Source organism: Luteimonas terrae (assembly GCF_004358165.1).
GTDB lineage: Bacteria > Pseudomonadota > Gammaproteobacteria > Xanthomonadales > Xanthomonadaceae > Luteimonas > Luteimonas terrae.
Genome location: NZ_SMTG01000002.1, coordinates 1233647 through 1256788 on the forward strand (window position 1 = coordinate 1233647; position 23142 = coordinate 1256788).

Consider the following 23142-nt stretch of genomic DNA (forward strand, 5'->3'; position numbering starts at 1 on the left):
ACTGGCCATGCTCGTCGGCACCTACAACCCGCTGCTCGTCGTCGTTTCCTATGTCGTCGCGGCTTTCGCGTCCTATGTGGCGCTGGACATGGCGGGCCGCATCGCCGCCAGCGACGGCTGGGTGTCGCGCAGCTGGCTGATCGGCGGCGCGGTCGCGATGGGCTTCGGCATCTGGTCGATGCACTTCCTCGGCATGCTCGCGTTCCAGCTGCCGATTCCGCAGGGCTATGACCTCGCGGTGACGCTGTACTCGCTGCTGATCGCGATATGCAGCTCGGCCTATGCGCTGTACGTGATCTCGGGCCGCGACCTGCCGCTGCGCAAGCTGGGCGTCGCGGCGGTCATCCTGGGCGCCGGGATCGCGGCCATGCACTACGTCGGCATGGAAGCGATGCACATGCAGCCCGGCATCGACTACCACCCCGGCTGGTTCGCGCTGTCGATCCTGATTGCGATCGTCGCCGCCGGCGCCGCGCTGTGGATCGCGTTCTCGCTGCGCCGCGAAGGTGCCGGCGTGCTGCGCGCACGCGGGCTGGCTGCACTGGTGATGGGCGTGGCCGTGGTCGGCATGCACTACACCGGCATGGCGGCGGCCCGGTTCCCGGAGGGCAGCATCTGCGGCGCGGCGATCGCCGGCGGCATCTCGCCGCAGTGGCTGGCGAGCCTGGTCGGGGCGACCACGTTCGCGATTCTCGGCATGGCGCTGACGACCTCGATCCTCGACCGTCGCCTGCAGGAGCGCACCGCCCTGCTCAGTCATTCGCTGCACAAGGCGAACCAGGAGCTCACCTATCTCGCCCTGCACGACAACCTGACCAAGCTGCCCAACCGCCTGCTGCTCGAAGACCGCCTGGAACATGCGATCCGCCGGGCCGTCCGCAATGGTCAGCGCTTCGCGCTGCTGTTCATCGACCTCGACGGCTTCAAGGCCGTCAACGACGCCTATGGCCATCCGGTCGGCGACCGCCTGCTGGTGCAGGTCGCGCGCCACCTGACCGCCGAGATCCGTGCCGAGGACACTTTGGCGCGTCTGGGCGGCGACGAATTCGTGGTACTGGCTGACATCCGCGAGCCCGGCGATGCGGCGACGCTCGCCGACAAGCTGCTGCACGCGGTGTCGATGCCGGTGCTGCTCGAACGCGGCGAACTCAATGTCACCGGCAGCATCGGCTTGGCGATCTTCGGGGCCGACGGCACCAGCGCGCGCGAGCTGATGGCCAATGCCGACGCGGCGATGTATTCGGCCAAGGAACAGGGCCGCAACGTCTACTGCTTCTTCGAGCCGTCGATGAACCGCGGGGCGCACGAGCAGCTGGCCCTGGTCCAGGACCTGCGCCGGGCGCTGTCGCTCGAGCAGTTCGAACTGCATTACCAGCCCAAGTTGCGTGCACCCGACGGCCCGCTGGTCGGTGTGGAAGCGCTGCTGCGCTGGCACCATCACGAGCGCGGACTGGTGATGCCCGACACCTTCATTCCGCTGGCCGAGAAGACCGGCCTGATCCTGGAGATCGGGCGTTGGGTGATCAACGAGGCCTGCCGCCAACTGATGGAATGGCGCGCGCAGGGCAGCGAAGTGCCGTCGGTGTCGGTGAATCTGTCGGCCACCCAGTTTCGATCGCCCGGCCTGCTGGGCAAGATCAAGGAAGCCCTCGCCCGCCACGGCATGCCCCCGTCGTCGCTGATCCTGGAGATCACCGAATCGACCGCGATGCACGACCCGGAAGCGAGTCTGGTGATCCTGCAGCGTCTGTCGGCCTTGGGTGTGCAGATCTCGATCGACGATTTCGGCACCGGCTATTCCAGCCTGCTCTACCTCAAGCGCCTGCCGGCGAGCGAGCTGAAGATCGACCGCGCCTTCGTCAAGGATCTGGTGCCCGGCAGCGAGGACGCGGCGATCGTCTCGGCGATCATCGCGCTGGGCCGCACGCTCAACCTGTCGGTCATTGCCGAGGGCGTCGAGACCGAGGCCCAGCAGAAGCTGCTGACCGAGCTGGGCTGCACCTCGCTGCAGGGCTACCACTTCGGCCGGCCCGACGCCGCCGCGTCGATCGGCGCGCGCCTGTAAACCGGAGGCCCGGGGTCAGTCGGGCGCCTGCGCGCGCGAGCGTATCGCGGCCGCGGATGCGTTCGCCTCGCGCACCAGTGCCGGCAGGTCGACATCGACCAGCACGCCGTCGCGCTTGCGCACGATGCCGTCGACGATGACGGTCGCAACGTCCGACGGGCGCGCCGACCAGACCAGCAGCGATGCCGGATCCTCACCGGCATGGCCGGCCAGATGCAGGGCATCGAGCCTGACCAGTTGCACGTCGGCGCGCAGGCCCGGCGCCAGCGATCCGATCGCGTCTTCCATCCGCAGCGCCCGTGCGCCGCCCACCGTCGCGAGTTCCAGCAGCCGCCGCGGCTGCACCGCGGTCTCTTCGCGCGCATCGCCGGTCCAGGTCAGCGCGGCCAGCCGCATCGTCGCGAACATGTCGGCACTGCCGGCCAGGGCGTTGCCGTCGATGCCGAGCCCCTGCCGGTCGACGCCGGAGAACGCCGCGAGCCGCGTCAATCCGTAGCCCACGCGGTGCTCGCTGATCGGCGTCAGCGACAGGCTGGCGCCCGCGGCATCCAGCGCCGCGAGTTGCCTCGGCGTGGCATCCGTCGCATGCACCACCTCGACGCCCGGCGCGAGGTAGTCGCGCTCGATCAGTGCATCGAACATCGGCCCGGGCTCGCCACTGACGTGCACCTGCACCGGCAGGCCGAGCCGGCGGGCGGCGTCGTATTCGCGCTGACGCACGGCCCAGTTCGCGGGATCGTCCCGATCGCGCGGCAGGCGCCAGGCCAGCCCCAGCCCGACACGACTTCCGGGCGCGCGCGCCTCCGCAAGACGTCCCAGGTGGTCGAGGTCGATCGGGTAACGCGTGCTGCGGTCGCGCCCGCCGTAATGGAGACGCCCTCGGATGCCACTGGCATCGAGGGCGGTCAGCCCCGCCTCCGCATGCGCAGGCGTCAGCACGTTGTCGAAGAAGTCCGCGGTCGTGGTGATGCCGCCGTCGATCAGTTCCAGCGCACCCAGACGCATCGCGATGCCGATGTCCCCGGCCGTCATCACCGCACCCAGTGCGGTGCTGACCGGAAAGAACCGCGTGCCGTCGGTACCGCCGAACCGGCCACGCATCGTCGTGGTCCACAGATGCGAATGCGTGTCGACGAAGCCGGGCAGCACGACGTGACCGCGGGCGTCGATGCGCTCGACCCGGGACACGCCGTGAGTAGCAGGATCGAGATCGCGACCGATCGCGACGATATGTCCATCGCGCAACAGCACATCCGTATCGGCAAGATCGCCTTCGGACGTCATCGTCATCACGTGGGCGGACTCGATCAGCAGGGCCGGTCGGTCGACTTCACCGGCGCAGGCGAGCGTGGCGGATGTGGCGAGACTGACGCCGACGAGCAAGCGGAGAGGCGCACGAGGCATCGGACATCACCGGGCGGCGTTGCAGCATGCCGCATGCCGGATGAAAGCGATGCGCGCGTCTGCCGTCAGTCGAGCGGCACGGGACCGCCGGCGAGTCTGGCGAGCAAGGCGTCGATCGGCATCGGACGCCCCAGGTGGTAGCCCTGCGCCTGGTCGCAGCCATGCGCACGCAGCCATTCGAGCTGTGCGGCCTCCTCGACACCCTCGGCGATGATCGCCAGGCCCAGACCGTGGCCCAGCGCGATCAGTGCGCGGCAGATGGCCGCGCTGCGCGCATCGCCGGTCACGTCGCGCACGAAGGCGCGATCGATCTTCAGATGGTCGAGCGGCAGTTCGCGCAGGTAGGCCATGCTGGAAAAGCCGGTGCCGAAGTCGTCGATCGACAGGCACAGGCCTTCGTCGCGCAGCGTGCGCATCAGCACGCGCGCATCGTCGGGATGCCGCAGCAGTACGCTTTCGGTCAGTTCCAGATGCAGCGCGTGGGGCGGCAGCGCGTGGCGCTCGAACAGGCGCCGGATCGCGCCGGGATTCATGTCCGCCTCGAACTGCACCGCCGACACGTTGACCGCGATGGCGACGTCGCCGCAGCCGATCTCGACGAGCCGTGCATGCACCCGCGCCGCCTCCTCGAGCACCCAGGCGCCGATCGGCACGATCAGGCCCGACTCCTCGCACAGCGGGATGAACTGGGCCGGCGAGATGTAACTGCCGTCGGCCTGGCGCCAGCGCAGCAGCGCCTCGACCGCGGCGACGCTGCCGTCGTGCAGGCGATGGATCGGCTGGAAATGCAGCTCGAACTCGCCACGCTCGTGCGCCTGTCGCAGCTGTCGCACCATCGCCAGCCGGCTCGATGCCTGCTCGGCCATCGCCGCGCTGTACTGCACGACCGGCAGGTTTTCGCGCCGCGCGTGCAGCGCGGCCAGTGCGGCGTGGCCGATGACCTTTTCCGCCCCGCCGTCCTCGCACGGCCCGCTGGCCAGCCCGATCCAGGCTTCGAGCGCGAACTTGCCGCCTTCCGACTCGACCGGCAGGCCGATGGCCTCGACCAGCGCCGCCACCATCGCTTCGAGGTCCTGCGGCACGAGCGCGACGATGACGAAGGTTTCCGACGGCATGTAACCGGCGGCGCCGTAGCGTTCGGCGACGCGACTGAAACGCGCCGCCGCCTCGCACAGGATGTTCTCGCCCGCGCGCCGTCCGAGCGTGGGCGCGATCAGCTCGAGATCGCGCAACTGCACGTAGGCGACCGAGAACCCGTGGCCGCCGTCGGCCGCACAGTGGGAATCCAGCTGCTCGGCCAACGCGGCCAGCGTGAGCATGCCGGTGGTCGGGTCGTGGCTGGCGCGCCAGGCCAGGTCACGCTCGTAGCTCATTCGCGCGCCGATGTCCTCGGCCAGCACCAGCCGCGCAGGCCGACCGTCGACGTCGATCGTGCGCGCATGCACGTGCACTTCCACGTGGCGTGCGTCGCGGGTCATCAGCATCCAGGGGCGGTCCTGCGCGCCCTGCCCGCCGCCGGGCGACAGCGCCTCGCGCCCGGCCTCCAGATCCTCGGGCGCCAGCAGATCGGTCACGCGCATGTCCAGCAGATCCTCGCGGCTGTAACCGTAGGTTTCCACCGCCGCCTCGTTGACCGCCAGCACGCGCAGGGTCTGCAGGTCGTAGACCCAGGTCGGCAGCGGATTGCGCTCGAACAGATGGCGGAACTGCTGTTCGGCACGCTCGATGCGCTGCTGGGCGTCGCGCCGATCGGTGACGTCGGTGACCGTGCCGGTCATCAGCATTCCGGTCGAGCCGTCCTCGATCGTCGCACCGCGCGCCTTGAGCCAGCGCACCGTGCCGTCCGGCAGGCAGACACGGTACTCCTGCACGAAGGGTTGACGATCGACCTGCGAGGCGGCGAGTTCGGCGGCAATGCGCGCTCGGTCGTCCTCGTGGATCCGTTCGAAGAAGGCCTCGACCGGAATGCGGCCGTCCCGGGCCTGAAGTCCGTAAAGCGCGGCCATTTCGTCGGTCGCACGCACATAGCCCGCCTGCGGATAGAGCCGCCACACGCCCGTGCCCGATGCCAGTTGCGCCTGCTGCAGCCAGTCCGCCTGTTCGGCGACTTCGGCCGCCAGTCCGAAGCGCGCGCGCTCGTCGCGACGCGCGCGGCGCACCACCATGCCGAAGACGATCCAGTAGACCAGGCCGAGCACGAGTGCGGCGGCCGCGTAGATCCGCCACGGCGTCAGCGCTTCATGCACGCCGATGCCCGCACTCACCAGGAACGGATAGTCGCTGGTATTGCTGAAGGTCACCGCGCGCTCGACGCCATCGAGCTGGCTGACCATGTGCTCGCGATAGCGGGCGCCTTCGGTCGACACCTCCGCCGGAATGTCGACCCGTCGCCCGACATGCGTACCGCTGCGTCCGAAGCGCGCCACCACCACACCTGCCTGGGTGTAGATCGTCGCGCTGCCCTCGTCGCCGATGTCGAGCGCATCGACCATGTTCTGCAGCTCGTGCGTGCGGAACAGCGCGACCGTCCAGCCACCGCTCTGCATCGGCACCGCAAGCGGCAGCAGGGCGCCCTTGGGCAGCGGCAGCAACGGGCCGGCGTGCATCGGATCGGCGCCGTGGCGCAACGCCGCCACCCATTCGACCACCCGCTGGTCGGCGCTGCGGTGCGGCCGGCGCTGCAGGTCGAACAGCAGGATGTCGTCGAGCTCGTGATGCCGCGCCACCACGCTGCGCACCCAGCGGTCCACGTGTGCGCTCGCCTGCTCGGCCGGCAGGTCGTCGTGCAACAGGCGCTCGGCCTCGATGGCATGCATGGCGCGCTGGATGTTGCGCAGTTCGTAGTGCAACAGGCGGTCCACGCCGGTCGCCAGCGCCATGCTCTGTCGCGAGGCCGCCTCCAGCCGGGCCTCGCGGTCCAGCAGCACCAGGACGAGCAGCCCGACGCTCAGCACGACCCCCAGCCACAGACCCGCGTTGCGCATGGCCCGGACCGAGCGGAGCCGTCGCGACTGGGGGCTGGCGTGGTCGGGTGCGTCCGGGGTCTGGGCTGCTCCGTGCAAGGAAGCCGCTCTTGCTGCCGTAGAGACCGCCAAGCATGCCGCGAAAAATCCTGAACACGTTGCTCAGAAAAGTCTGAAAACCCGCGCCCGGCCCGGCGCTTGTTGCACGCCCGGAACCGGGTTTCACGTCCGCGCTCCGCATGGCGCGCAAGCCTGACCCGACCCCCCTCGAGACCTCCGACATGACCCAGAAGACGCCACCCGAAAAATCGCCGGCGACGACATCGCGCGGCAACCGTGCCACGGGCGACCGCATGGCCTCGAACGGCGACGAGTACGCGGACGACAACAACACCTCGGGCGAAGGCAACGACGCATCGTTGACCGCCGGTCCCGGATTCGTCCGCAAGGTCGATACGGACAAGGCCGCAGGTCGAGCCGGCGAGCGCGACAGCGGCGCAGGCAATCGCGCCCCCGAGGCAGACGCGAACGACGATGGAGACGGCGCCTCGACGCAGCGCGACTGAGCGTTCCATCGCGTTCCGGGCGCGCATCGCGGGGACCGATCCCCTAGAATCCGCAGCGTCCTCGCCCCCGGAGTCCTGCGCATGTCGTCTTCCCCCCTCGCCTATCGCCGCGTCCTGCTGAAACTCTCCGGCGAGGCCCTGATGGGCGACGAGGATTACGGCATCGACCCCAAGGTCATCGGCCGTCTTGCCGACGAGGTGATCGAGGCCCAGAAGGCCGGCGCCGAAGTCGGCCTGGTCATCGGCGGCGGCAACATCTTCCGCGGCGCGGGCCTCGCGGCCGGCGGCATGGACCGGGTGACGGGCGACCAGATGGGCATGCTCGCCACGGTCATCAACGCACTCGCCATGCAGGACGCGCTGGAGAAGCGCGGCGCGCGCGCGCGCGTGATGAGCGCGATCAAGATCAACGACGTCTGCGAGGACTACATCCGCCGCCGTGCGATCCGGCACATGGAGAAGGGCCGCATCGCGATCTTCGCCGCCGGCGTCGGCAGCCCGTTCTTCACCACCGACTCGGGCGCTGCGCTGCGCGGCATCGAGATCGGCGCCGACCTGCTGCTCAAGGCGACCAAGGTCGACGGCGTCTACGACGCCGATCCGAAGAAGGTGCCGGGCGCCAAGCGCTACGACCGCCTGACCTACGACGAGGTCATCAGCCAGGGTCTGGAAGTCATGGACACCGCGGCCTTCGCACTGGCACGCGACTCCGATCTGCCGCTGCGCATCTTCGACATGAGCCAGCCCGGCGTGCTGCTGCGCATCCTGCGTGGCGAGGCGATCGGCACCCTGGTGCAGGGCCGCAACTGAGCCCGCCAGGCGCGGCTGCGTGCCGCGCCGCCGCATACGCCACGGCCCCGTCGCCGGTCGCGGACGCTTATAATCGTCCGATTCCGCACACGGACCGGGGCCGCGCATGCTCAACGACATCAAAAAAGACACCCAGACCCGCATGGCCAAGAGCGTCGAAGCGCTCAAGCACACGCTGGTCAAGGTGCGCACCGGCCGCGCCTCGACCGCCCTGGTCGACAGCATCAAGGTCAACTACCACGGCTCGGACATGCCGCTGAGCCAGGTCGCCAGCGTGCAGGTGTCGGATGCGCGCTCGCTGGTCATCACGCCGTGGGAGAAGCAGATCGTCGGTGCGATCGAGAAGGCGATTCTCGGCTCCGACCTCGGTCTGACCCCGAACACCGCCGGCACCACGATCCGCCTCAACCTGCCCGCCCTGACCGAGGAGCGCCGCAAGGAGCTGACCAAGGTCGTGCACGGCGAAGGCGAGGACACGAAGGTCGCGATCCGCAACATCCGCCGCGACGCAAACCAGCAGATCAAGGAACTCCTCAAGGAGAAGCTGATCTCCGAGGACGACGTGCGCCGCGGGGAAGACGACATCCAGAAGGTCACCGACGCGGCGATCAAGGACGTCGACGAGGTCGTCAAGGGCAAGGAACAGGAACTGATGACGGTCTGACGGCCCGCCTGCGGTCCGCATGAACATTCCGTCCCAGACCGGTCCCGTTCCCCGCCACATCGCCGTCATCATGGACGGCAACGGGCGCTGGGCCGCGCGCCGCAAGCGCCCGCGCGCGATCGGCCACCGCGCCGGCGCGCGCACGGTCAACGTCTGCATCGATTTTTGCCTGGAACGCGGCGTCGAGGCGCTGACCCTGTTCGCGTTCTCGAGCGAGAACTGGGGGCGCCCGGACGAGGAAGTCGGCGCGCTGATGAAGCTGTTTCTCGGCGCGCTGGACCGCGAGGTCGGCGAACTGCACCGCCGTGGCGTGCGCCTGCGTTTCATCGGCGAGCGGAGCCGCTTCAGCGAGGCGATCCGCCAGCGCATGGCCGCGGCCGAAGCGCAGACCGCCGGCAATGCGCGGCTGTCGCTCAACGTGGCGGCCAGCTACGGCGGTCGGCAGGACATCGCGATGGCGGCACGCGCGCTGGCGGAGGACGTCGCGGCCGGACGACTGAAGGCCGACGACATCGACGAAACCACGCTGGGAGCGCGCGTCGCCCTGGCGGACCTGCCGGCGCCCGATCTGTTCATCCGCACCGGCGGAGATCTGCGCGTCAGCAACTTCCTGCTGTGGCAGCTGGCCTACACCGAACTGTGGTTCACCGAGACCCTGTGGCCGGAGTTCGGCGTCGAGGAACTCGAGCAGGCCCTGCACGTCTACGCCTCGCGCGAACGACGCTTCGGGCTGACCGGCGAGCAGATCGCCGCCACCCAGGCCGCATCGCCCATGGAGGGCCGCCACCCATGACCCGCACCCGTGTCATCGCCGCGCTGCTGATGGCCCCGACCGCCATCGCCGCCGTGCTGCTGCTCAACACGCCGTGGATGGCGGCCGTCTCGGCGATCATCTTCCTCGCCGCGCTGTGGGAATGGCTGCGCCTGACCGACATCGAGGACACCCTCGCCCGCACCGCGCTGCTGGCCTTGAACCTGCTGCTGATGGTGGCCATCGTCTGGGCCTCGGCCACCGGCGGCGGCTCGCTGGTGCTGTTGAAGATCCTGGCGATGGTCGGCGTGGCCTGGTGGCTGTTGGCGACGCTGTGGCTGCGCCATTACGACTTCGCGTCCGATCACGACACGAAAGCCCGCGTGTTCAAGCTCGCCGCCGGCACGCTGGCGGTGATTCCGGCCTGGGCGGCGCTGTGCGTGATCCATGCCGGGGAGAACGGCGAACACGGCAACCGCTGGCTGCTGCTGGCGCTGGCCATCGTCTGGGCGACCGACACCGGCGCGTATTTCGCCGGTCGCAAGTTCGGCAAGCGCAAGCTCGCACCGCGCATCAGCCCCAACAAGACCGTCGAAGGCCTGGCGGGCGGTGTCGCGGCCGGCGTACTGGTGGCGGTGGCGTTCGCGCCGCTGGCCGGTGCCACGGCGGCGCAGTTGCCGCTGGTCGCGCTGGTCGCCATGGCGACCGTCCTGGCGTCGGTGGTCGGCGACCTGTTCGAGAGCCTCCTCAAGCGCCATGTCGGTGCCAAGGATTCGGGCACGCTGATTCCCGGCCACGGCGGCGTCCTCGACCGTCTGGACAGCGTGCTCGCCGCGCTGCCGGTGTTCGCCTTCGGCCAGATCTGGCTCGGCTTCTGACCATGGCCACGGTTCCAGACGGGCTGCGCCGCGTCGCGGTGTTTGGCGCGACCGGTTCGATCGGCACGTCCGCGCTGGACGTCATCGCCCGGCATCCCGGGCGGCTGCGCGCCAGCGTGCTGGCGGCCGGTCGCAATGTGGAGGCGCTGGTCGCCCTGTGCGTCACCCATCGCCCCGACCATGCGGTCATCGCCGATCCGGATCTGCTCGATGCGCTCGCGAACGCGCTCCGCGCGGCGGGCCTCGCCACCGTGCCGCACGCCGGCATGGCCGCGCTCGACACCCTGGCGCGCGATGCCGATGCCTGCGACACCGTGGTCGCGGCGATCGTGGGCGCCGCCGGTCTCGATTCCACGCTGGCCGCGCTGCGCGCCGGCAAGCGGGTGCTGCTGGCCAACAAGGAGTCGCTGGTGCTGGCCGGCGAGCTGATGCTGCAGGCCGCGCGCGAGGCCGGCGCGACCATCGTGCCGATCGACAGCGAGCACAACGCCATCCACCAGTGCCTGCCCGCCGACGGCGACTGCAGCGGCGTCGCGCGCATCGTGCTGACGGCCTCGGGCGGTCCGTTCCGCGGTCGCAGTCGTGCGCAGCTGGCCGACGTCACGCCGGCGCAGGCGGTCGCGCATCCGAAATGGTCGATGGGTCCGAAGATCTCCGTCGATTCGGCCACGCTGATGAACAAGGGACTGGAGCTCATCGAAGCCCACCACCTGTTCGGCATGCCGGCCGACCGCCTCGACGTGCTGGTGCATCCGCAGAGCCTGGTGCACTCCTTCGTCGAGTTCATCGACGGTTCCACGCTCGCGCAGCTCGGACTGCCCGACATGCGCACCGCGCTCGCGGTCGGACTGGGCTATCCGGACCGTATCGCCTCGGGCGTGGCCGGCCTGGATCTCCTGCGCCACGGGCGACTGGATTTCGAATCGCCCGACACCGACGCGTTCCCCTGCCTGGCGCTCGCCCGCGCCGCGCTGGTCGCCGGCGGCACCGCGCCCGCCCTGCTCAACGCGGCCAACGAAGTGGCCGTTTCAGCCTTTCTTCAGGGGCAATTGCGTTTTCTGGCGATCCCTGCGCTGGTCGAGCATGTGCTCGCCACGCTCCCCGCCGCCGATGCGGCGTCGCTCGACGTGCTGCGCGATGCCGACGCGCGTGCGCGCGACGTCGCCACGCAGGCGCTCACCACCGGCACCCTCCACTGAGCATGCGTGATGTCTGAATTCCTCGGCTCGGTGTGGTGGCTGATCGTCAGCCTGGGCGTGCTGGTCACCTTCCACGAGTTCGGCCACTACTGGGTGGCGCGCCGCTGCGGCGTGCGCGTGCTGCGGTTCTCGATCGGCTTCGGGCGCGCGTTGTGGTCGCGCACCGGCAAAGACGGCACCGTCTACCAGGTGGCGATGATTCCGCTGGGCGGCTACGTCAAGATGCTCGACGAGCGCGAGGCGCCGGTGCCGGAGGCGGAGGCGCACGAGGCTTTCAATCGCGCGTCGGTGTGGAAGCGCATCGCCATCGTCGCCGCCGGTCCCGTGGCGAACCTGATTCTCTGCGTCGCGCTGTTGTGGGCGATGTTCGTGATCGGCCGCCCGGACTATGCGCCGGTCGTCGGCCAGGTCAGCGGGATCGCCGAAACTTCGGGGCTGCGCGCAGGCGACCGCATCGATGCGGTGGGCGATCGCGAGACCCCGACCTGGATGGAGGTGCAGCTGGCCCTGCTGCCGGCCGCGCTCGATCACCGCGACGTCGCATTGCAGGTCACCGACGAGCGTGACCGTGCGGTGGTACGCGAACTCGCGCTGTCCTCGCTGCCGTCCGACTTCGACCAGCGCCGCATCGCCGCATCCATCGGTCTGTGGCCGCGGCATCTGCTGCTGCCGGCGGTGGTCGGCCGCGTCGAGGAAGGCTCGGCGGCTTGGGGCATCCTCGCCGAGGGCGATCGCCTGACCGCGATCGACGGCAGCCCGGTCCGCGTGTTCGAGGACATCGGCCCGCTGGTGCAACGCCTGGGCGACCAGGGCGGCACGGCGATGGTCGAGGTCGAGCGCGACGGCGAACGGCTCGCGCTGGAAATGGCGCCCCGGCGCGCGGAACTGCCGGACGGCCGCGGCGAATACTGGGCCTTCGGCATTGCGCCGGAGGCCTTCGTGCCGCCCGCCAAGGACGCGATCCAACGCTACGGCGTACTCGCATCGGTGCCAGCCGCATTCCACGAAGTGGGCCACCTGACCGGCCAGCTGGTGGGCATGATCGGACGCGCGTTCACCGGGCGGGTGGCGATCGAGAACACGGTCGCCGGCCCGATCACCATTGCCCGGGCTGCCAACACCTACGCGAACCAGGGCGTCGCCTGGTACCTGACCATCCTCGCCCTGCTGTCGCTGAGCCTGGCGATCCTGAACCTCCTCCCCATCCCGCTGCTGGATGGGGGACACCTGTTGTATTACCTTATCGAGTTGGTCAAAGGCAGCCCCGTGAGTGAGCGCGCGATGGTGGCCGGGCAGTACGTCGGCATGGCCCTGTTGGCCAGTCTGATGGGCCTGGCGTTCTACAACGACATCCTCCAACTCGTGCGCTGATGCCTGCCACCGACCCGGTTTCCGCCGTGCCACACACGCCGGAACCCCTCCCCTACCCGGATCCAAAGATGACGCGAATGCCCGACCGCCGCCTGCTTGCCCTCGCCCTCGCCGCGGTGATCGCCGCTCCGGCCTGGGCCCAGACGTCGGCCACCGCGCCCGCCGCCCTGCCGCCGTTGGCACCACCGGGCGCCAGCGAGTTCACCGTCAGCGACATCCGCGTCGACGGCCTGCAGCGCATCGGCGCCGGCACGGTCTTCACCTATCTGCCGGTCGAGCGCGGCGATGCCATCAACAGCACGCGCATCTCCGAGTCGGTGCGCGCGCTGTACCGCACCGGCTTCTTCGAGGACGTGCAGGTCGCGCGCCAGGGCGACATCCTGGTGTTCACGGTCACCGAGCGCCCGGCCATCAACCGCCTGACGCTGACCGGCAACAAGGACATCAAGACCGAGGACCTGCTCAAGGGCCTGACCGACATCGGCCTGTCGGAGGGCGAGACCTTCGACCGCCTGGCGCTCGACCGCGTCACCCAGGAGCTGGTGCGCCAGTACAACAACCGCGGCAAGTACAACGTCAAGATCACCCCGACGGTGTCGCGCCTGGACCGCAACCGCGTCGACGTCACCATCAACGTCGAGGAAGGCAAGGCGGCCAAGATCCGCCACATCAACATCGTCGGCAACGAGGTCTACGACCTCGACACGCTGACCGACAACTGGGAATCGGGCGAGTCGAACTGGCTCAGTTGGTACCGCCGCGACGACCAGTACTCCCGCGAGAAGCTCGAGGGCGACCGCGAGAAGCTGCACAACTTCTATCTCGACCGCGGCTACATCGACTTCAGCGAAGACAGCATCCAGGTCTCGATCAGCCCCGACAAGGCGGACATGTTCATCACCGCCGGCATCACCGAGGGCGAGATCTACAAGGTGTCGGACGTGCAGGTCACCGGCAACACGGTGCTGCCCAAGGAAGACATCGAGAGCCGCGTCTTCGTGCAGAAGGACCAGGTGTTCTCGCGCGCGCTGCTGGAACTGAGCTCGGACGCGATCATCGCCGCGCTGGGCAACATCGGTTACGCCTTCGCCCAGGTCAATCCGATTCCGGAAGTCGACCGCGAGAACCGCACCGTCGCGATCAACATGCAGGTCGTGCCGGGCCCGCGCGTCAACGTGCGCCGCATCCAGTTCAAGGGCAACACCCGCACCGCCGACGAGGTGATGCGACGCGAGATGCGCCAGTTCGAAGGCAGCTGGTATTCGCAGGCCGCGGTCGACCGCTCCAAGGTCCGCCTGCAGCGCCTGGGCTATTTCGAGTCGGGCAGCGTCAACGTCGAGACCCAGCCGGTACCGGGCAGCAACGACCAGGTCGACGTGATCTTCAGCGTCACCGAAACCACCTCGGGCAGCTTCGTGTTCGGCCTCGGCTACTCGCAGCTCGCCGGCGTGACCACCTCCGTGCAGCTGTCGCAGAACAACTTCCTCGGCAGCGGCAACCGCGTGTCGGTCGAAGCGCAGCGCAACGTCTACCTGCAGCGCTACTCGTTCTCCTTCATGAACCCGTACTTCACCGACGGTGGCATGTCGCTGGGCTACAACCTGTGGTGGCGCGAGTTCGACAACTCCGAGTTCAACACCGCGCAGTATTCGTCGACCAGCGCCGCCGGCCAGGCGATCCTCGGCATTCCGCTGACCGAGAACGACTCGATCTCGCTGCTGCTCGGCGTGGACCGCAACCAGATCTTCGCCTTCCGCCGCTCGTCGCCCGAATCGATCGTCGACTACATCGACGCCTTCGGCTCGCGCACCTTCCACGCCTGGCGCAGTGAACTGGCCTGGGCGCGCGACACCCGCAACGACTATCTGCAGCCGACCCGCGGCATGATGCAGCGCGTCTCGCTGGAAACCACGCTGCCCGGTTCCAGCGCCGAGTACTACAAGCTCAACTACGAGATCTCGAAGTACTGGCCCATCAACCGTCATCTCGTGCTCAACACGCGCGCCGAGATCGGCTACGGCGACAGCTACGGCAGCGATGTGGTGCGCAATGTCTGCTTCACCCCGCCGACCTTCACCGACAGCAACGGCGACGGTGTCCCCGATACCGAGGTGCCCGGTCCGCCGCCGAGCGACCCGTGCGACCCGACGTCTTCGGATTACCTGCGCACGCTGACTGCGACCGGCCTGCCGTTCTACGAGAACTTCTACGCCGGTGGTGCGCGCTCGGTCCGCGGCTTCCGCGACAACACGCTCGGTCCGCGCGAGGCAGCGCTGGGCAGCTCCTTCCTGCAGCCGATCGGCGGCGCGGTCAAGACGGTCGGCTCGGCCGAAATGTTCTTCCCGCAGCTGATCAAGTCGCCGGCGGCGCGCATCTCGGCCTTCGTCGACTTCGGCAACGTCTACAAGGACGTCGACAGCTGGGATGCCAAGGAACTGCGCGCGTCGGCAGGTGTGGCGCTGATGTGGCGTGCGCCGGTCGGCCCGATCTCGATCAGCTACGCCTACCCGCTGCGCCAGCAGAAGGAAGTGCGCGGCGGCGCCGGCGACCTGATCAAGCAGGGCGACGAGGTCGAGCGCCTGCAGTTCACCTTCGGCGGCGCGTTCTGATCGCGCGTTGTCGATGACGGAATCCAGCACACGCCACACCGCCGAAGCGCTCGCGCAGCGCTTCGGTCTCGCCATCCACGGCGATCCTGGCACTGCGGTGTCGGGAGTCGCGACGCTGGCGGCGGCGAACGCGGATCAGCTCGCGTTCCTGTCCAACCCGCGCTACCGCCCGCAGCTGGCCGAAACGCGCGCCGGCATCGTGGTGCTGCGCGAGGCGGATGCCGTCGGACATGCCGGGACCGCACTGATCGCGAAGGATCCCTACGTCGCCTACGCGAAGATCGCCGCGCTGTTCGAGCCGGCCACCGATGCGCCGGTCGGCGTCCATGACACGGCTGTCGTCGATCCGAGCGCCGTCGTCGACGCTGCGGCCTCGATCGGCCCGCATGTCGTCATCGGCGCGCGCAGCGTGGTCGAGGCCGGCGCGACGATCGGGCCTGGTTGCGTGATCGGCGAGGACTGCGTCGTCGGTGCGGGCAGCCGCCTGATCGCGCGCGTCACCCTGGTCAAGCGCGTCCGCCTGGGCGCGCGCGTCACCATCCACCCGGGCGCCGTACTCGGCGCCGACGGCTTCGGTCTGGCGATGGAAGCCGGCCACTGGGTCAACGTGCCGCAGCTCGGCGGCGTGGTCGTCGGCGACGACAGCGACATCGGCGCGAACACCACGATCGATCGCGGCGCGCTCGACGACACGGTGATCGGCGAGGACGTGCGCCTCGACAATCTGATCCAGATCGGACACAACGTGCGCATCGGCGCGCACACCGCGATCGCGGGCTGCGTCGGCATCGCCGGCAGCACGAAGATCGGCAGCTATTGCCTGCTCGCGGGCAAGGTCGGCGTCGCCGGCCATCTCGACATCTGCGACAAGGTCGTCGTCCATGCGATGACGATGGTGTCGGCATCCATCACCGAGCCCGGCGAGTATTCGGCCGGCATTCCCGCCCAGCCCACGCGCGAGTGGCGGAAGAATGCCGTGCGGATCCGCCAGCTCGATTCGCTCGCGCGTCGCGTCACGGCGCTCGGGAAGGGGGAATCATGACGACCGACATTTCGCTGCCGATCCTGATCGACGGCGTCCACAAGCTGTTGCCGCACCGCTATCCGTTCCTGTTGATCGACCGCGTCGTCGAGTTCGAGCACGGCAAGCGCGTGGTGTGCTGGAAGAACGTCTCGGCCAACGAGGAGTTCTTCCAGGGGCATTTTCCCGGCCAGCCGGTGATGCCAGGCGTCCTGGTGATCGAGGCGCTGGCGCAGGCCGGCGGCATCCTCACGCACCTGACCAAGGGCAAGGATTGCGAAGGCAATCTCTCGTATCTGGTCAAGGTGGACGCGGCCAAGTTCTCGCGCATGGTGGTGCCGGGCGATCGACTCGAGCTCGAAGTCACGATCAAGCGCGAGATCCGCAACATGACCATGTACAGCGGCATCGCCCGCGTCGACGGCCAGCAGGCCGCGTGCGCGGAGATCCTCTGCGCCGAGGTCCCGCGCTGACATGGGCGCCGCGCAGGTCCATCCCAGCGCGGTCGTCGATCCCCGCGCGACGCTGGGCGAGGACGTGCGCATCGGTGCCTTCACCATCATCGGTCCCGATGTGGACATCGGTGCCGGCACGATCGTCGGCCCGCATTGCAGCATCCACGGGCCGACGCGCATCGGCAGCGGCAACCACTTCCACGGCCACGCCGCGATCGGCGGCGAGCCGCAGGACAAGAAGTTCGCCGGCGAGCGCGCCGAGCTGGTGATCGGCGATCGCAACACGGTCCGCGAATTCGTGACGATCAACCGCGGCACCGGCGACGGCGGTGGCATCACACGCGTCGGCGACGACAACTGGTTCCTCGCCTACACGCACGTCGCCCATGACTGCGTCGTCGGCAATCGCTGCGTGTTCTCCAACAACGCCACCCTGGCGGGCCACGTCGAGGTCGGCGACCACGTGATCCTCAGCGGCTTCGTGGGCATCCACCAGTTCTGCCGGATCGGCGCGCATGCGTTCATCGGCATGGGCGCCTTCGTCAACGGCGACGTGCCGCCGTTCGTGATGGTGGCGCAGGACGGCTATGGCCGGCCGCGCGGCATCAATGCCGAGGGTCTCAAGCGTCGCGGCTTCGACGCGACGCGGACGTCCGCGATCAAGCGCGCCTACCGGGCGCTGTACGTTTCCGGCGATTCGCTGGCCGACGCGCGCGCGCGCCTGGCCGAGATGGCGCAGGACAGTGACGATGTCCGCGCCTTTCTCGACTTCATCGATGCAGGCGATCGCCCGCTGCTGCGTTGATACGCTTGCGGCACGACGCGCTGTCGATGCCGCACAATGACGCCGTGTCCAGTCCCGCGCCCGCTTCACTGATTCCCGACCACGCGTCCGCCGCGCCCTTGCGCATCGCACTCGTCGCCGGCGAAGCCTCCGGCGATCTGCTGGGTGCCGGCCTGATCGACCAGTTGCGCATGCGCCATCCGGGCGCGGTGTTCGCGGGCGTCGGCGGCGATGCGATGCGCACCGCGGGGATGGAAACCTGGCACGACGCTGGCGAACTCGCGGTCATGGGCCTGTCGGAAGTGCTGCGACACCTGCCGCGCCTGCTGAAGCTGCGCAGGACACTGCGCAAGCGGCTGCTCGACTGGCGGCCGGACGTCTTCATCGGCATCGATGCGCCGGACTTCAATCTGGGTCTCGAGCGCACGCTCAAGGACCAAGGCATCCGCACCGTGCACTACGTCAGCCCGTCGATCTGGGCCTGGCGACAGGGGCGCGCGGCGAAGATCGGCCGCAGCGCAGACCTGGTGCTGTGCCTGTTCCCGATGGAACCGACGATTTACGCGCAGCATGGCGTCGATGCGCGTTTCGTCGGCCACCCGCTGGCAGAGATGCTGGCGCTCGAGCCCGATCGCAGCGCCGCGCGCGCGACGCTCGGCCTGCCGCACGACGCGCCGGTGCTCGCCATGCTGCCCGGCTCGCGCCTCGGCGAGATCGCGCGCTTGGGCGAGGTGTTTCTCGATGCCGCCGCGCGCGTCGCCGCTGCGATGCCCGGGCTGCGCATCGTGCTGCCGGCGGCGAACGCCGGCTGTCGTGCCGCGATCGACACCCTGCTCGCGCACCCGGAGTTCGCCGCGCTCGACGTGCAGGTACTCGACGGCCAGGCCCGCACCGCGATGGTCGCCAGCGACGTCGTGCTGCTGGCGTCCGGCACCGCGACGCTCGAAGCGCTGCTGGCCAAGCGCCCGATGGTCGTCGGCTACCGCATCGCGCCGAGCACCGCTTTCATCGTGCGCCTGTTCAAGCTGATGCGCGTCGACCGGTTCTCGCTGCCGAACGTGCTCGCCGGCAGGACGATCGCGCCGGAGTTCATGCAGGAAGACTGCACGCCGGAAAACCTCGCCGACGCCGTGCTGCACTGGTTCCGGGATCCGCAGGCGGCCGATGCGCTGCAGCCGGTCTATCGTGATCTGCACCTGCAGTTGCGCCAAGGCGCCTCGGCGACCGCTGCCGATGCGGTGGCGCGTCTGGCCCTGCCTGCCCTGCCGGCGCCCGCGCCATGACCCGCCGTCTGCGCATCGCTGGCGTCGATGAAGCCGGCCGCGGACCGCTGGCCGGACCGGTCGTGGTCGCGGCGGTCATCCTGCATCCCAGGCGTCCGATCGACGGCCTCGACGATTCCAAGAAGCTGACCGAAAAGCGCCGCGAGGCCCTGTATCCGCGCATCGTCGAACACGCCCTCGCGTGGCGCATCGAGTTCGTCGAGGTCGACGAGATCGATCGCGTCAACATCTTCCAGGCCACGATGCTGGGCATGGCCCGCGCGGTGCAGGCACTGGCGCCTGCCGCCGAGCGTGTGCTGATCGACGGCAATCACGTGCCGCGCGCGATGCCGTGCCCCGCGCGTGCGATCGTCGGAGGCGACGCGACCGAGCAGGCGATCATGGCCGCCTCGATCCTCGCCAAGGTCGCGCGCGACCGCGCGATGGTGGCGCTGCACGCACAGTTCCCGGATTACGGTTTCGACAGCCACAAGGGCTACGGCGCGCCGACGCATCTCGCCGCGCTGCTCGCGCATGGCCCCTGCGTGCACCACCGCCGGAGCTTCGCCCCGGTGTCCCGCCTGCTGCCCGCAGCCGTGTCGGATGCCGTCGCAGAACCTGCCACCGCGGACCTCTTCGCCGAGCCTTTGCCGGCCTGATTTCCCCGCGTCGGATACCCACGACTGAACCGCTCCCGATGGGCCGGCACGCGCCTTCCGCGCCAGAGCGCGACCTGTCCCCTGTCAAGCCTTGTCCGCCCCCGCCCCCGGCCCTAACCTGACACTCCGGCCGCCACGCCCCCGCAATGTCCGCGCGCTTCGCCCATCTCCACGTCCACAGCGAATATTCGCTCTCCGATTCGACAATCCGGATCAAGGAGCTGGTCAAACGCTGCGCGAAGCTCGGCCAGCCCTCGCTGGCACTGACCGACCGCAACAACCTGTTCGCGCTGGTGAAGTTCTATCGCGCGGCCGAGGGCGCGGGCATCAAGCCGGTGATGGGCGCCGACATCTCGCTGGCCGAGGGCGATGAACCGGCGTCCACGCTGACCCTGCTCTGCCGCGACCACGACGGTTACCTTTCGCTGTCGCGCCTGCTGACGCGCGCCTGGATGGAAGGCCATCGCACCGACGGCGTCGTCGTGCGCCCCGAGTGGCTGCGCGAAGCGAACACCGGCCTGTTCGCGATCGCCGGGCGTCACGGCCCGGCCGCGAAACTGCTCGCGGGCGGCCGCGACGACCAGGCGCGGCAGTGGTATGCGCAGTGGCGCGAAGTCTTCGACGATCGCCTGTTCCTGCAGCTCACCCGCTGCGGCTTCGACGACGAGGCCGTATACAACGCGCTGGCGCTGCAGGTCTCGTCCGATCTGTCGCTGCCGGTGATCGCCGGCAACGACGTGCGCTTCCTCGATGCCGACGGCTTCGACGCGCACGAGGCACGCGTGTGCATCTCGACCGGCCGCGTGCTCGACGATCCGCGCCGGCCCAAGCTCTACACGCGCGAGCAGTACTTCAAATCGGCCGACGAGATGGCCGCGCTGTTCACCGACGTCCCCGACGCGATCGACAACACGCTGGCGCTCGCGCAGCGCTGCAATCTCGAACTGCGGTTGGGTACCTATTACCTGCCGGCCTACCCGGTGCCCAGCGAGCACACGCTCGACACGTGGATCCGCGCGCAGTCGCACGAGGGCCTGGTCGAGCGCCTGGCAAAGTACCCGCTCGCGCCGGGGCATACCCGCGAGAGCTACATCGAACGTCTCGATGTCGAACTCGACGTCATCTGCAAGATGGGGTTCCCGGGTTACTTCCTGATCGTCTCGGACTTCATCAAGTGGGCCAAGGAACACGACATCCCGGTCGGCCCGGGGCGCGGTTCGGGTGCCGGCTCGCTGGTGGCGTGGGCGCTGAAGATCACCGACATCGATCCGCTGCCCTACGACCTGCTGTTCGAGCGCTTCCTCAATCCCGAACGCGTGTCGATGCCCGACTTCGACATCGACTTCTGCATGGACCGCCGCGACGAGGTCATCGACTACGTCGCCGCGAAGTACGGCCGCGACCGCGTCAGCCAGATCATCACCTACGGCACCATGGCCGCGAAGGCGGTCGTGCGCGATACCGGCCGCGTGCTCGGGTATCCCTACGGCATGGTCGACGGCATCTCCAAGCTGGTGCCGCCGACACTGGGCATCGGCCTGGAGGACGCACTGGGGCGCACCGAAAAGTCGCGCAGCGACGATGCCTGGCGTTCGGACGAGATCATCGCGCGCTACAACGACGAGGACGACGTCCACGACCTGCTGGACCTCGCCCTGCAGCTCGAGGACCTGACCCGCAACGCCGGCAAGCACGCCGGCGGCGTGGTCATCGCGCCTTCGCCGCTCAGCGATTTCTGTCCGCTGTACGCCGAACACGACGAAGGCGGCCGCGGCCGCAATCCGGTCACCCAGCTCGACAAGGACGACGTCGAATCGATCGGCCTTGTGAAGTTCGACTTCCTGGGCCTGCGCACGCTCACGATCATCGACTGGGCGGTCAAGGCGATCAACGCGCGTCGCAGCGCGGCCGGCGAGGACCTGCTCGACATCGCCGCCCTGCCGCTCGACGACCGCGCCAGCTACGAGCTGTTCGCGCGCGGCGACACGGTGGCGGTGTTCCAGTTCGAATCGCGCGGCATGCGCGAGCTGCTCAAGCGCGCGCAGCCCGACACCTTCGAGGACATCATCGCGCTCGCGGCGCTGTTCCGTCCCGGCCCGCTGGGTTCGGGGATGGACAAGGAATGGGTGGACCGCAAGCACGGCCGCACGGACGTGACCTATCCGCATCCGTCCCTGGAGCCGGTGCTCTCGCCGACCTACGGCGTCATCGTTTACCAGGAACAGGTGATGCAGATCGCCCAGGTCCTGGCCGGCTACACGCTGGGCGGGGCGGACATGCTGCGCCGCGCGATGGGCAAAAAGAAGCCAGAGGAAATGGCCAAGGAGCGGGCCAAGTTCGAGACCGGCGCGGCCGCGAACGGCGTCGACCCGGTGCAGGCGACGCAGATCTTCGACCTGATGGAGAAGTTCGCCGAGTACGGCTTCAACAAGTCGCACTCGGCCGCCTATGCGCTGGTCGCCTACCAGACCGCGTGGCTGAAGGTGCACTACCCGGCCGAATTCATGGCCGCGGTGCTGTCGTCGGACATGGACAACACCGACAAGGTCACCGGCTTCCTCGCCGAAGCGCGCACGATGGGCCTCGACGTGCTGCCGCCGGACGTCAACGCCTCGGCCTTCATGTTCGAGGCGATCGATCCGAAGACCATCCGCTACGGCCTGGGCGCGGTGAAGGGCGTCGGTCGCGGCGCCTGCGAGAACGTCGTCGAGGCGCGCGTGCATGCGGGCGTCTACACCGACCTGCTGGATTTCACCCGCCGCGTCGATTCGCAGCGCCTCAACAAGCGCACGCTCGAAGCGCTGATCCAGGCCGGTGCGCTGGACGCGCTGGGCAAGAACCGCGCCTCGCTGATGCTGCAGCTGCCCGAAGCGCTCAAGGCCACCGACCAGCTCACCCGCAACCGCAACGCCGGCATCGTCGACATGTTCGGCAGCAGCGCCGGCGACGGCGAGGCGCTGCACATCGACCTGCCCGAATGCGAGGAATGGCCGCTCAAGCAGAAGCTCGACGGCGAACGCGACACGCTGGGCCATTACCTCAGCGGCCATCCGCTCGATCCCTATCGCGACGAACTGCAGGCGCTGGTGGGCACCGATCTGGGCCAGCTCGACAGCCTGTGGGCCGCACGTGACCAGAAGGCCGGCGGCAACAGCTGGCGCCCCGAGACCACGGTCATCATCGCCGGCCAGGTCGGCGCGATGCGCAAGCGCGGCGATTCGCAGGCCTTCGTGCAGCTCGACGACGGCCGGGGCCGGCTGGAGTGCGGCTTCTTCGCCGACGCCAGCGCCGAGTACGCCCACCTGCTGACGCGCGACCGCATCCTCATCGTCGAGGGCGGCCTGCGCGAGGACGAGTTCAGCGGCGGCTTCGCCCTGCGGGTGAAGCGCTGCTGGGATTTCCACAGCGTCTGCCCCGAACACGCGCGGCGGCTGTCGCTGCGCCTCGACCTGCGCGTCCCCGGCACGCTGGCGCGGGTGGAACAGGTCCTGGCCCAGCATCGCCCGGGCAAGACGCCGCTGCGCTTCGACCTGCTGCTCGAATCGGGCAGCGCCGGCACGCTGGACGTCAACGGCGCCAACTCGGTACGCGTGGACGCCGAACTGCCCGGCACGCTGCGCGCGCAGCCGGGCGTGCGCATCGCCCGGCTGGACATTGCCAAGCCCTGGGCCAACTGACGGC

17 protein-coding genes are annotated in these 23142 nt (G+C 69.1%); 15 read left to right on the forward strand and 2 right to left on the reverse strand.

Annotated features, from left to right (window positions below; all coding sequences use genetic code 11):
• The first annotated feature begins 7 nt into the window (after window positions 1–7).
• Window positions 8–2065 (forward strand): putative bifunctional diguanylate cyclase/phosphodiesterase, encoded by a 2058-nt coding sequence (locus tag E2F49_RS05830; protein WP_133392966.1) that lies wholly within the window; start codon window positions 8–10, stop codon window positions 2063–2065.
• 15 nt (window positions 2066–2080) lie between these two features.
• Here the strand turns inward: E2F49_RS05830 and E2F49_RS05835 are convergent, their stop codons facing one another.
• Together E2F49_RS05835 and E2F49_RS05840 are read right to left on the reverse strand one after the other, a co-directional pair.
• Entirely contained in the window at window positions 2081–3448 is a 1368-nt protein-coding gene (locus E2F49_RS05835) for an amidohydrolase family protein (RefSeq protein ID WP_208004814.1), read from the reverse strand.
• A gap of 86 nt (window positions 3449–3534) precedes the next feature.
• Window positions 3535–6453: a bifunctional diguanylate cyclase/phosphodiesterase gene (locus E2F49_RS05840; protein ID WP_133392968.1), complete on the reverse strand. Its 2919-nt coding sequence runs from the start codon at window positions 6451–6453 to the stop codon at window positions 3535–3537.
• A gap of 260 nt (window positions 6454–6713) precedes the next feature.
• On the opposite strand from E2F49_RS05840, the gene E2F49_RS05845 reads away from it, so the two are divergent.
• The 14 genes from E2F49_RS05845 (at window position 6714) to dnaE (ending at window position 23138) form a co-directional block, all read left to right on the forward strand.
• Window positions 6714–6998 (forward strand): hypothetical protein, encoded by a 285-nt coding sequence (locus E2F49_RS05845; protein ID WP_133392969.1) that lies wholly within the window; start codon window positions 6714–6716, stop codon window positions 6996–6998.
• A gap of 81 nt (window positions 6999–7079) precedes the next feature.
• Window positions 7080–7808, forward strand: coding sequence for a UMP kinase (gene pyrH / locus E2F49_RS05850; protein WP_055248860.1), 729 nt, complete (start codon window positions 7080–7082; stop codon window positions 7806–7808).
• A gap of 106 nt (window positions 7809–7914) precedes the next feature.
• Window positions 7915–8472 carry a ribosome recycling factor gene (gene frr / locus E2F49_RS05855; protein WP_055248862.1) on the forward strand — a complete coding sequence of 186 codons (558 nt, stop codon included), beginning with the start codon at window positions 7915–7917 and terminating at the stop codon, window positions 8470–8472.
• A gap of 19 nt (window positions 8473–8491) precedes the next feature.
• Window positions 8492–9265, forward strand: a complete 774-nt coding sequence (uppS, locus tag E2F49_RS05860; protein WP_055248864.1) for a polyprenyl diphosphate synthase — start codon at window positions 8492–8494, stop codon at window positions 9263–9265.
• A complete protein-coding gene (locus tag E2F49_RS05865; protein WP_055248866.1) occupies window positions 9262–10101 on the forward strand; it encodes a phosphatidate cytidylyltransferase in 840 nt (279 codons plus the stop codon). Before uppS ends, E2F49_RS05865 begins: the two co-directional genes overlap by 4 nt.
• 2 nt (window positions 10102–10103) lie before the next feature.
• On the forward strand, window positions 10104–11300 hold the full coding sequence (gene dxr / locus E2F49_RS05870) for a 1-deoxy-D-xylulose-5-phosphate reductoisomerase (RefSeq protein WP_133392970.1): 1197 nt from the start codon (window positions 10104–10106) through the stop codon (window positions 11298–11300).
• A 9-nt stretch (window positions 11301–11309) separates the two neighbouring features.
• Window positions 11310–12671: an RIP metalloprotease RseP gene (gene rseP, locus E2F49_RS05875; protein WP_133392971.1), complete on the forward strand. Its 1362-nt coding sequence runs from the start codon at window positions 11310–11312 to the stop codon at window positions 12669–12671.
• A gap of 68 nt (window positions 12672–12739) precedes the next feature.
• Window positions 12740–15280: an outer membrane protein assembly factor BamA gene (gene bamA / locus E2F49_RS05880; RefSeq protein WP_133392972.1), complete on the forward strand. Its 2541-nt coding sequence runs from the start codon at window positions 12740–12742 to the stop codon at window positions 15278–15280.
• A 13-nt stretch (window positions 15281–15293) separates the two neighbouring features.
• On the forward strand, window positions 15294–16322 hold the full coding sequence (gene lpxD / locus E2F49_RS05885) for a UDP-3-O-(3-hydroxymyristoyl)glucosamine N-acyltransferase (protein ID WP_133392973.1): 1029 nt from the start codon (window positions 15294–15296) through the stop codon (window positions 16320–16322).
• Window positions 16319–16774 carry a 3-hydroxyacyl-ACP dehydratase FabZ gene (fabZ, locus tag E2F49_RS05890; protein ID WP_055248876.1) on the forward strand — a complete coding sequence of 152 codons (456 nt, stop codon included), beginning with the start codon at window positions 16319–16321 and terminating at the stop codon, window positions 16772–16774. The genes lpxD and fabZ overlap by 4 nt, the downstream gene beginning before the upstream one ends.
• Before the next feature lies 1 nt (window position 16775).
• Window positions 16776–17561: an acyl-ACP--UDP-N-acetylglucosamine O-acyltransferase gene (lpxA, locus tag E2F49_RS05895; RefSeq protein WP_133392974.1), complete on the forward strand. Its 786-nt coding sequence runs from the start codon at window positions 16776–16778 to the stop codon at window positions 17559–17561.
• Window positions 17562–17587: 26 nt separating this feature from the next.
• Window positions 17588–18823, forward strand: coding sequence for a lipid-A-disaccharide synthase (lpxB, locus tag E2F49_RS05900; protein WP_133392975.1), 1236 nt, complete (start codon window positions 17588–17590; stop codon window positions 18821–18823).
• A complete protein-coding gene (gene rnhB / locus E2F49_RS05905; protein WP_133392976.1) occupies window positions 18820–19461 on the forward strand; it encodes a ribonuclease HII in 642 nt (213 codons plus the stop codon). The genes lpxB and rnhB overlap by 4 nt, the downstream gene beginning before the upstream one ends.
• 146 nt (window positions 19462–19607) lie before the next feature.
• Window positions 19608–23138 carry a DNA polymerase III subunit alpha gene (gene dnaE, locus E2F49_RS05910; protein ID WP_133392977.1) on the forward strand — a complete coding sequence of 1177 codons (3531 nt, stop codon included), beginning with the start codon at window positions 19608–19610 and terminating at the stop codon, window positions 23136–23138.
• The last annotated feature ends 4 nt before the right edge of the window (window positions 23139–23142 follow it).